Raw genomic sequence first — 10,692 nt, 5'->3', positions numbered from 1 at the left:
TTGAATCATGGCCCCATTTTTTAAATATCTTATCATAGTAAAAGATACAGTTGCTCCACCGGTTACATTGATATGGGTTCGCAGAAAGAAGACTGTCGGCTTTTAACTGATAATCATTTGTAACGGTAAGGATTTGGTGGCTGGAATAAGAAGGTTCAATCAGTATTTTGCCTTTCCCTGATTTAACCAGGGCACACCTGTTATTATATAAGGCCGGGGGATTACCCATTGTATACTCCCGGAAATGTTGCCCATCGAAGCGTACCATTCCCATTTCAGTAGCCAGCCATAGAAAGCCATGGCTATCGAAAACCATGTCATTGATGCTGTTCTGGGGAAGTGCATTATCGCTGTTGTAATTGACAACGCTATAATCAGGCAGGTTGGTTTGTGCCTTTGATAGCATGAACATCAACATGCACAAAGCAGATAATACAAGCAGCCGGGAATGGGGGAATACCATACGGTTCTATATGGAACAAAAGTTTATAAAAGTCCAAATTACAATTAAATCGGCATCTATTCCTTCCAAATCTGAGTTGTCATTGCATTGCCGGCGCCGGTGAAAACAACAAAGTAACTGCCTTTTGCCAGGGTACTAACATCGATACTGGTTTTGGTTACACCCGCAGCCACCGGGATGGTTTGCCATACTTTGCCATCCATACCAATCACCCGAATAAAGATAGCATGGCTGTTAACGGAGCAGGAAACCGAAACCGGGGTATTGCCGGTAATCAGGCTGGGATAAACATTGAAGGGCTGTGCATTGACATGGTTGAAAGAAATGATGTTACTATAGTTGCTGGTACTGTTCCTTTCAACCGACTGTAGCCGGTAATAAACAATTCCTGCAGGAACATGTGTATCGGTGACCGTATATGTGTTCAGCATTCCTTCTTTAGCGGCTACCTGCTGCACCGGCGTAAATACAGAACCATCTGTGCTTCGCGCTGCGATATAATAACTCATATTTATTTCATCGGCTGTTTGCCAGGTCAGTTGAATTTGGCTGTTTTTCCGCTGACCGCTGAAGTGCAGCAGGGATTCGGCCAGTGCCTGGCAGGCGCTTAACTTATAGCTTTTACTGCTGGTGTTAGTACAACCGCCTACGGTGCTGTTAACGGTTACTTTATATGTTCCCGTGTCTGAAACCGTAACAGGGCTTATGGTAAGCGTGTTTCCGGTGCTGGTGCTGCCGTTGGGACGCAACCAGGTGTAACTGTAGAAAGGACTGGCCGGAAGGGTGAACGTGGCGGCGGCGCCAACGCAGGTACTGCCGGTAGTAACAACGTTGGGCATAGCCAGCGTGTCGATGGTAATGTTGCGCGAGTAGCTGTTGAGGCAGGCATCAGACATCAGAAATGTGTAGGTGCCTGGCGCCAGACCTGTGAATACGGGACTGGGCTGCAATGAGGTAGTGGTTGACCCTGCGATGATCCGGTATTGATAAGGCGCCACCCCGCCGGTGCTGTCGGGCAGCAGCGCTACCTGCCTGGTAGTACCGCAAAGGGCTACGGCAGCTGAGGGACTAAACGCTGGTTGTGTATAAACCGGAACGATGATGGTGTCTGTAATAACATCGCAGCCCGGATCGGCCATTCCCACGAATGCCGGATAATAGCCATTCTGGTACTGATAAGTCGCATAGTAGGTGCCGGCCGAAAGGTTTACAAGCGAGTCGTTAAAGCTGGTAGCTGAAGTGGTGAAGGGTTTGTTATAGATTGAATTGACGGTTACATTGGCAGCCGCCCATGATCCGTTCGACGTGGCATTCAACAGGATCTTATTGTTGTCCGTGCACCCTTTTACCAATGTGGCCCCGAATATGGAATGGCGCACATCCGTAGGCCCGAATGTGACCGTAACACTGTCCTTGTTCCCGCAATGATCGATGGCGTATAGCTTATAGGTGCCAGGTCCAAAATAACCAAGTCCCGCTCCGGAATACACATTTCTGGTGGTATCAGGGTAGGTATAGGTGTGTACCTTGCCGTCGGCAAAGGTCACGGAAGGAGGGCCGGATACCAATACGATATCAGCCTGCCGGTTACCATAATTGTACTGTATATAGAGCGTGGTTGTTCCCTCCTTACAGGAGGCATACGGCAAATTTTGAGTATAGGATATTTTAAATGAAGGCGCTACGGCCCAGTCAAAGAGTAGTGTATCCTTTCTGCAACAATCCTCTCTTATCACTTTATAACCGGTACCGCCCGGGTAACCGGAAAACATGGAATTATTGGTTTGCGTGGCCAACACGGCGCCGGAAGGGCTTACCAGTGTATAAGTTATAGTGCCGCAATGCAATGGCTGTGAAAAATTAGGATCATCAAATGTATACGTGTATTGATCGCCGCAACCTGACGGGAGTGTACCGTTGACCGACATATCCATGGACTCGGACAGCAGAACGCCACCATTTGAAGAAAAACCGCACTTATTGGTGACGGTTGTTTGCATGATATCTGGAGTGCCCGTAATGTGATGATACCGGATGCGGAAAGTATCATTAAAATTGCCGGAGTTAACAGCAGGAGCGGTGAGCACATGCGTCATAACCGAGCCGTTGGGCATCGTGGCCGTAATAGTATAAGGAGGATTGTAGTTGGATACATTAATGTCCAGGATAACGGCAAAAGAATCGCAGGCCAGGTATTGTCTGCTACTACCAGTAAGGGTAACAGAGCTGGACGCGGCGCTGAAGCTGACCGTACGGGTCTGGAAATTACCACAGGAATCGGTTACCTGGCAGGTATAGGTACCGGCGGGCAGACCGGTAAATACATTGCCAGCCTGCGGTCCCCTGGTAACGGGGGAAGGGCTGATAAGCGAATACGACAACGGCGCCCGGCCATTGGCATTAATGGTTATGGCGCCATCGCTGTTTCCAGGGCAGGTAGGTGATTGCGTAGTAATGTTCAAAGAAGGAACAGCGTATGTACCGGTAACCGTAAAATTTCTGGTAACAGAGGTATTACAATTATCGGTCACCTGCACGGTATAGTTGCCCGGCGACAGCGACTGTAATATATTCGATGATTGCGGTGGCGTTAAAGCAGGCCCTGCAATGATGCTGAATTTATAAGGCGTTGAGCCGCCCGATACCAGTACGGTAGCCATGCCGGATGCCTGGCAACGGCTTTCGGAGGCTGCGACGGAATTAATGACCAGCGGTGTAGTAGCAGGACACTGAGCTTTTGAGGTGAATATACACGCAAGCATCAGCAGCACGCACAGTGTAACCTGGCTTAGAGTACGGAACATTATTTTTGGTTTTCTGGGTAAGGAAGTTTGGATACAATTCGCCCGTTATTACAGGCGCGCCGCAAGGTATTTTTTTTGAACCGATGGAGTTATCGAAATACTTGGATGTTGTATGGGGTTGATTTAATATATAAGCTTTTGCCTATGTCAAACTAATTTGAAGTAATTTTGCTCTATACAACACATGCAAAACAAACTTCAACAAGCCTACGGTAATATCGACATCTATCTGTTTGATCAACTACTGAAGGGTCGTTATGACAACTGTAAAAAAGTGCTGGATGTTGGCTGCGGCAACGGACGAAATCTGATTTATTTTTTACGTAACGGTTACGAGGTTTTTGGTGTTGACCCAAATCCGCACGCTGTTGAAACAGTCAGGGAATTATCAGCCGCATTGGCCCCTGATAATCCCCCGGAAAATTTCATGGTTTGCGCAGCAGAAAATTTACCTTATACTGATGGGACATTTGACTTGATTATCAGCAGCGCGGTATTGCACTTTGCAAAGGATGTTCCGCATTTTGACAACATGGTGCAGACTATGTTTCGGGTTTTAAAACCAGGCGGGTACTTCTTTGCACGGTTAGCATCGGATATCGGGATAGAGCACCTGGTAAAACCATTAGGCAATGACCGCTATTTACTGCCCGATGGCTCAGAACGTTTTTTAGTTAATGAACAGGTGTTGTTAAAATATACCAATCAATTTGGTGTATTATATGAACCCATCAAAACAACCAACGTGCAAAATATGAGGTGCATGACTACCTGGTGTGTCCAGAAGCACTAAAATTAAGAAACATATACCCTCCGTGTAACAAATTAACCACAGAGGGTATAAAAAGCATTCTGCCTCAATCACCATTCGGCATGTTCGTTGCGTCCATATAAACAATTTCCCATTGATGTCCATCCGGGTCAGCAAAGCTGTGCTGATACATCCAGCCGTGGTCTTGCGGTTCGGTATAAATAGAGCCTCCCAATTCGGTTGCTTTTGTAATGGTTTGCTGTACTTCCTCGCGCGAGGCCGCATCAAGCGCCAGCAATACTTCAGTTGCCAGGTGTGCATCGCCTACCTCTTTTTTGGTAAAAGTTTTAAAATAGCTTTCTACCAACATCATTACATAAATGTGCTCACTTACCACCATGCAGGCGGCCTTGTCATCGGAAAATTGTGGATTAAAGCTGTAGCCAAGTCCGCTGAAAAATGCCTTTGACCGCTCCAGGTCTTTAACTGGCAGGTTGATGAAAATTTTTGTTGCCATAATTTAAATCTTTTAATTGTTGTTGAAGCACAAAATTGCGGCAACCGTTTTTCCCAAAAATTTACATATGTTGAGAAAAGGAAAAAATCTTTACTTATTCGCAAAAAATATCCGGCTTAGCTGCGTGGGGGTAATGCCAAGATAGGCGGCAATGTGTTGTTTCTTTAGTCTTTTCACTAAACCAGGGTATTTGCGGAGAAAATCATCGTAATTGGTTTTAGCCGATTCATACCGCAGCGATACTTCATAAGGTTCCTTTTCGATTATCCAATGCAGCTCCATATAGCGGATATAAAAAGCGGTGATATCGGGATAAATGGCAACAAGTTTTTTAAATTCCAGGAAATTGTATTCGAGCACAACGGTATCCTCCAGCGCTTTAATGGTAAAATTACCCGGCGACTGTGTGAGCGTAGCTGTCATGGAACCGGCAATTCGGTTCTCCGGGAAGAAATATTTAACTACCATGTCGCCGTTTTCGGCAGCGTAGTATTGATACATTAAGCCGCTCACAACAAAGGCAACCTTTTTGGGTGTCTGGCCTTCGGTAATAAAATAGTCACCCTTTTTGTAGGTATTTTCGCGGAGCAAAGCAGCCCACGCAGCTTCGGCCTGCCGCGAGAGTTCAGCGTAAGTTTTTATTTTTTGGAAGAAAACATCGTGGCTCATTAGCTAAAGATAGGAATCTTATTTGCCGCTACAATGAAGATATCAAAACATCCCTCATAAGCGTACTTCTATCTTTCCTTTCTTAAATTTCAAACACAGGAAGCTGGCCAGTTAATCAATTGGGCAATTATTTATTTAGTCGTTGAAATCCGACATTCCACATTTGCCAATGACGGTAACGTAAAGGGCTTGTGCATTGCCGCGAATAGACCTGATCCTGCCCATTTTATTGTTATTACTAAACTGATCATAATAATCAATTTTGACTGGTCCAAACGTACTCAATTTACCCTTTTTCTCATCACTTGAAAAGCTATCATAGTAGTCAATATTATAATTACCAAATGATTTCATTTTACCTTTCTTTTCATTACGTTCAAATGAATCATAGTAATCAATAGAAATATTTCCAATTGATTTTATTTTCCCTGTTTTTTGGTCATTATCAAAGTTGTCATAGTATTCAATATTTGTATTTCCAATTGATTTGATTTTTCCAACTTTCTCCTTATTGCTAAATTTGTCATAATAATCAATAGTAATACCATTTATTGATTTTATCTTACCCGCTTTTTCATCGCTCTCAAAGTAGTCATAGTATTCATCATCTGATTCATCACAAGCATACGCCTGCCATCCTTTCCTCCTCTTGCCATGCGCATTAACAGGGAAAATATCACCCGTAGAACTGATATATAAATCAATATCGTTAAGGGTAAAAACAATAGAATTAATGGTGAAGGCGTCCGTTGTGATCCTAACATTTATTTCGGTTAATTCCTGTGCTTTACAAAACCGGCCAGCAAATAATAAGAAGAAGACAAATAAGGAAGTAGATTTCACTGCAAATTCATTTATTTATTAATCGAATAAAAATATTGGTTCCAGCACTAAAGATAATATTGAAATGAATGAATTAAGGAGATTGAATGTAATAAATGGTTGTTAAAATGGCAATGCATTCGGGGATTTATACGACTAGGGCTTACTTAAATACAACGTTAAAAAACAAAGAAATCATTACTATTTTTGCTACACAAGATAAGGATCATGATTTATAAACAAGCGATACCACATTACGCACTGGCAGACTATATTGATTGCTATTGGTCAATAGAAGGCATAGGAAGTGAGCTGCATACAGAACGGATCTTTCCGGATGGGAGCCCAGGGATGGTATTGAACGTAGGCGAAAAATGCACTACCGACAACGGCCTCGTAACCATGCAACCTGGGAGCTCTTATTTGGTAGGCGCCATGACTTCTTACAAAGAAACCTATCTTAACGAAAAACATCATCTGATCGGCGTGTGCTTTAAACCAGGGATTTTTTCTCAGTTTTATAACGATTTGCCGCTGGCTGAAATTACGGAACAGACGGTAGAACTGGAAAAAGCGCTTGCGCCAGACACCAGCAAAATGAAAGAGATGTCGTTTGTTGGAGTTAAATGCATTTTTTCTCAAACGACTCAACGCACCCAAACAAGACCTTTCCTCTATTGTAACATGTATTAAAGAAGCCAGGGGACAAATCACTGTAGACGCTCTGGCCAAAAAGAATCACACTTCACCGCGACAACTGGAAAGAAGATTTCATAAACATATCGGTATCACCCCAAAAGAGTTCATTAACATCTCGAGGTTTCAACACGCCTTCTCAGCCATCAACCATAATAAAAACCGCAAAAGTTTATTGGATATTGCTATTGAGCATGGGTACTACGATCACGCACATTTAACAAATGAAATAAAGCGTTACACCGGCCTACCTCCTTCCGGATTATAATTTTGTCGCCTTTTTCCAAACTAGCTACTACACTCAATATTACCTTTGCCTTATGAGAAAGATAATTCTAAATTTAGCCACAACATTAGATGGCTTTATCGAGGGAACTACTGGTGAATTGGACTGGTGTATACTGGAGGAAGATATGCATTTCGATAGATTCCTGGAATCCATTGACACCATCTTCTATGGGCGAGTAAGTTATGATCAATGGGGCAATTACCAGCCTGACGCATCTGCATCGGATATGGAGAAGCAGATCTACTCAGCCATCCAGTCCAGGGAAAAATTCGTTTTCTCCAGCCAATCAAGAGTAGATGATAAAGCCACCTTCATTAGCACCGATGTAATAACACTGGCAAAAAAGATCAGGAACCAACCTGGAAAAGATATCTGGCTCTATGGAGGTGCCAGGCTGATCACCACGTTTATAGAAAACAACCTGATAGATAAATATATGATCTCTGTTCATCCAACTGCATTAGGCGGGGGTAAGCCCTTGTTTGATATATCTGCCAGACTGGACCTGGTCCTGGCAGAAACAAAAGTATTCAAGTCGGGCGTAGTGCAACTGATCTATACTTCCAAAATCATGTAGTGATAAAGGGCCTTAAAAGAATTGCACCAACCCGAAGGCTGGTGCAATATTGTTAGAAATATTCTTGTTTTGATTATTGCTGCTGATAAGCGCCCATGTCAACCGCTCCATTCACTACACGGGGCTTTCCATCAAGATCCAGTTCTGAAGCATCAGTGATCCAGGAAGGATTGCCTGTTTTTAAACAAGGGCTTCCAGTTTTCACATGCAGGTCAGGACTTGTTGCGATACTGTTGAAAAGCGGATCCTTAAAGAAAGAATGCGCGTCTTGTGCCGTACCGGTTTTATAGGCAGAGAAAGAGCTATAACTTTTGTTGCGCCAGTTGATGTTGATGTCGGAAGCATTTCCAGTCTGTGTATACCAGTCATTGTAGTCAATGACATTCCCCGTTTGCGGCGAAATATTCTCCAATGAGAACAGGGTATTCTGACTATTGGTATAAAAAACATTGTTCCCGATGGTGCAATTGGAGGCCTTTGTCATATAAAATTCGCCGGAACCATCATTGTTGGTATTGTTTTTAAAAAAGCTGTTATTCCTGATCATACAATTAGTCACCTGCCCGGTTGTACCCGAGTCGTATCCGCCAATGGCAATTCCCGTAACCTCGTTAAGATAAATCAGATTATTAGTAACGGTGATATTACTGGCCGTGCCATTCTCTTCATTGCCTATTTCAATTCCATAACCATTCTGATAAGTTATATTCCGATCAATTTTAATATCCTTACCTCCATCAACATAAATGCCGCCGCTTGTAGCATAACCGGCCTTGTTATTGAAGCACACATTTCCCCTGATAAGACCATTCCGAGACTGGTCTAATGTGGAATTGGAGCTTACTCCATAATGCCCTATGGCCGCAATTCCAATGTTCGAATTGTCGTGTACTTTGTTGTTGGTAATAGTGAATCCGTCGATGTTACCATCTAAAGATAATGATTCGCTAAAGCCGGTAACATTACCGGTGAATTCACAACTATCAATAACCAGGTTCGTAATAGCATTTGCCTGAGCAGTTCCATAACCGAACGCAATGAATGGTTGAGCATTTTGATTGCTATTTGGTGTTGTAGATGCACTGCTGGTCCATTTAATATTTTTAAACGCCACATTGTGGAAGGTCAGATTGCTTACCCCACCGGTTTTATTTGCCGAAACCAGCACGCCTATGGCATTGTTCTTTGTAATATTCTGAACCGTAAGATTGCTGAAAACGAGATTGCTTTTGTCGGTGATGGTAAGAATGGTAGTGCCTGAATTCTTTGACCCGTCTATGATCACCTGTTCACCATTGTAATTCGTAAATGTAACAGGATTTCCCGCAGTACCGCTAACCTTTACGGTCAATTGCTCATAGTAAGTACCGCCTTTGATCATTACCTGACTGCCCGCTACGGCAGTATTAAAGGATTTCTGGATCGTTTTCCAGGCTGTGGTAAGGGTAAGACCATCGTTTGCGTCGTTGCCCGCCGCTCCATCAACATAATAAACACGAACTGCAGACGCACTGACAGGAGTACCTTCAGGATCCTTCTCAGCATTCACAGAACTTTCTTTTTTACAGGAAAAACAAAGAAACAGGACAGATAGAAAAAAAATGTTACGCATTAACATAAGGTTTGATTGTTAAGGTAACCTACATGAAAAAATAGTGCCGGTTTCTTGCAATTGAAAGAAGATAATAATTATCCAATGTGAATTACTTTTTACATTATAAATTTCTTCAATTCCTTTCGATGGTATCAGTTGCCCTGAAAAGACCGCCTGAACGCAAGCGGTGACACGTGGGTCTTTAGCTTAAAAAACTTACTAAACGACTGTGGATGTTCAAAGCCCAGTTCATAGGCAATTTCGCTGACGGAATGGTCGGTGGTCGACAATCTTTCTTTAGCCTTCTCAATCAGCTTTTCGTGAATATGCTGCTGTGCGCTCAACCCGGTCAACGCCTTGAGTAAACTACTAAGGTACTTCGAAGAAACATGCAGGTGATCAGCCAGATACCCTACCGTGGGCACTCCTTTTTTGATAAAGTCTTCTTCATTAAAATAAGCTGTCAGCAGGTCTTCCATTTTTTCCAGGAGCTTATGGCCTGCCTTTTTACGAGTTAAAAACTGCCGGTTATAGAACCTTTCTGAATAAATGAGCAGTGTCTCTATCTGCGAGATAATTATGTGCTGACTATATTTATCAATATTCGCCTGGTATTCCTGCCTGATCTCCTGGATAATACGCCCTAACAATTGCTCTTCTTTTTTAGATACGAACAAAGCTTCATGAATAGTGTACCCGAAATATTCATAGTTCTTAATAGTCTTACTCAAGGAAGTGTTCCATATAAAGTCAGGGTGCACGAGGAGCATCCAGCCTGACCTTTCAACGGTTGCATCTACATCTCTGGCAAGGCTGAATACCTGGCCGGGCGCAATAAAAAACATAATACCTTCATCAAAGTCGTAGGCCTGCTGTCCATACCTGATACTTCCACCCATATTCCGTTTTAAGGCGATGAGGTAAAAGTCAAATACCCAGTTTCGATTTAATTGTTCGGAAGTAAGGTGTACATCGGCATAATTAACCACGCTGATCAAAGGATGTTCCGGTGCAGTCAATCCGCGGGTCCGATGAAATTCAGTAATGGTTTTAACCCGTTGAATGTTGGTCATATGCTAATAAAATAACTGTATATATGTTAAAGTAACAAATCAAAGGGAACTTTAAAAACTAAAATTCCCTTTGATACCACCACTATACCAGGCTTAGTCTTCCTGCTGGTAAGCTGCGGCAAAGTCCTTCGCAAATTGGGCCAGTTTAACTTTGCCCAACGCTGGCCGATTGCGATAATAATCCTCATACAATTTTCCGTTGCCCTGACTGGCCTGCATTTCTATAAAGCCTTGAGCAACCTGAGGGTTAAACCCGATGTCTAACCAGGCGTTTAAAAGCTGTTCATCCGAAATAACTTTCCATTGCAGGTCAGGCTTCCCGATCGCCTTTCCAAGCGCTTGCGCGATCTCATTAGGCGATACCTCGTCACTGGCAATATAACGCCAGGTTCTTCCCCTAAAAGGCTGCTCTATCTCTTCTGCAATCACCGTTGCGA

General features: G+C 43.2%; 11 protein-coding genes and 1 pseudogene. 4 read left to right on the top strand and 8 right to left on the bottom strand.

Annotation, left to right across the window (positions count from 1 at the left end; genetic code table 11):
* A partial coding sequence (locus tag ACJ751_RS05240; RefSeq protein ID WP_407744321.1) for a two-component regulator propeller domain-containing protein occupies positions 1-463 on the bottom strand: 463 nt, incomplete at its 3' end.
* 56 nt (positions 464-519) lie between these two features.
* Positions 520-3,267, bottom strand: coding sequence for a hypothetical protein (locus ACJ751_RS05235; protein WP_407744320.1), 2,748 nt, complete (start codon positions 3,265-3,267; stop codon positions 520-522).
* Positions 3,268-3,451: 184 nt separating this feature from the next.
* Between ACJ751_RS05235 and ACJ751_RS05230 the strand changes: the two genes are divergently transcribed.
* Entirely contained in the window at positions 3,452-4,060 is a 609-nt protein-coding gene (locus tag ACJ751_RS05230; RefSeq protein WP_407744319.1) for a class I SAM-dependent methyltransferase, read from the top strand.
* A 64-nt stretch (positions 4,061-4,124) separates the two neighbouring features.
* Here ACJ751_RS05230 and ACJ751_RS05225 read toward each other — a convergent pair whose 3' ends face one another.
* The 3 genes from ACJ751_RS05225 to ACJ751_RS05215 form a co-directional block, all read right to left on the bottom strand.
* Positions 4,125-4,535 (bottom strand): VOC family protein, encoded by a 411-nt coding sequence (locus tag ACJ751_RS05225; protein ID WP_407744318.1) that lies wholly within the window; start codon positions 4,533-4,535, stop codon positions 4,125-4,127.
* A 90-nt stretch (positions 4,536-4,625) separates the two neighbouring features.
* The gene (locus ACJ751_RS05220) at positions 4,626-5,204 is read right to left on the bottom strand and encodes a Crp/Fnr family transcriptional regulator (protein WP_407744317.1); all 579 of its coding nucleotides are present in this window, start codon (positions 5,202-5,204) and stop codon (positions 4,626-4,628) included.
* 135 nt (positions 5,205-5,339) lie between these two features.
* Positions 5,340-6,047 carry a hypothetical protein gene (locus tag ACJ751_RS05215; RefSeq protein ID WP_407744316.1) on the bottom strand — a complete coding sequence of 236 codons (708 nt, stop codon included), beginning with the start codon at positions 6,045-6,047 and terminating at the stop codon, positions 5,340-5,342.
* A gap of 186 nt (positions 6,048-6,233) precedes the next feature.
* Between ACJ751_RS05215 and ACJ751_RS05210 the strand changes: the two genes are divergently transcribed.
* From ACJ751_RS05210 to ACJ751_RS05200, 3 genes are read left to right on the top strand one after another with little or no spacing between them, the layout of a single operon-like run.
* Positions 6,234-6,719, top strand: a complete 486-nt coding sequence (locus ACJ751_RS05210) for a DUF6597 domain-containing transcriptional factor (RefSeq protein WP_407744315.1) — start codon at positions 6,234-6,236, stop codon at positions 6,717-6,719.
* On the top strand, positions 6,640-6,990 hold the full coding sequence (locus ACJ751_RS05205) for a helix-turn-helix domain-containing protein (protein WP_407744314.1): 351 nt from the start codon (positions 6,640-6,642) through the stop codon (positions 6,988-6,990). Before ACJ751_RS05210 ends, ACJ751_RS05205 begins: the two co-directional genes overlap by 80 nt.
* A 52-nt stretch (positions 6,991-7,042) precedes the next feature.
* The gene (locus ACJ751_RS05200; protein ID WP_407744313.1) at positions 7,043-7,588 is read left to right on the top strand and encodes a dihydrofolate reductase family protein; all 546 of its coding nucleotides are present in this window, start codon (positions 7,043-7,045) and stop codon (positions 7,586-7,588) included.
* Positions 7,589-7,661: 73 nt separating this feature from the next.
* On the opposite strand, the gene ACJ751_RS05195 is transcribed toward ACJ751_RS05200, so the two are convergent.
* From ACJ751_RS05195 to ACJ751_RS05185, 3 genes and pseudogenes are all read right to left on the bottom strand, one after another.
* Positions 7,662-9,137 (bottom strand): right-handed parallel beta-helix repeat-containing protein, encoded by a 1,476-nt coding sequence (locus ACJ751_RS05195; RefSeq protein WP_407744312.1) that lies wholly within the window; start codon positions 9,135-9,137, stop codon positions 7,662-7,664.
* 197 nt (positions 9,138-9,334) lie between these two features.
* Positions 9,335-10,255 (bottom strand): helix-turn-helix domain-containing protein, encoded by a 921-nt coding sequence (locus ACJ751_RS05190; RefSeq protein WP_407744311.1) that lies wholly within the window; start codon positions 10,253-10,255, stop codon positions 9,335-9,337.
* Between the two features lie 93 nt (positions 10,256-10,348).
* A pseudogene (locus ACJ751_RS05185) lies at positions 10,349-10,692 on the bottom strand (NAD-dependent dehydratase); the annotation flags it as partial.

Source organism: Niastella sp., from assembly GCF_045805085.1.
Classification (GTDB): Bacteria; Bacteroidota; Bacteroidia; order Chitinophagales; family Chitinophagaceae; genus Niastella.
This window is presented reverse-complemented; position numbering and strand designations above follow the sequence as displayed.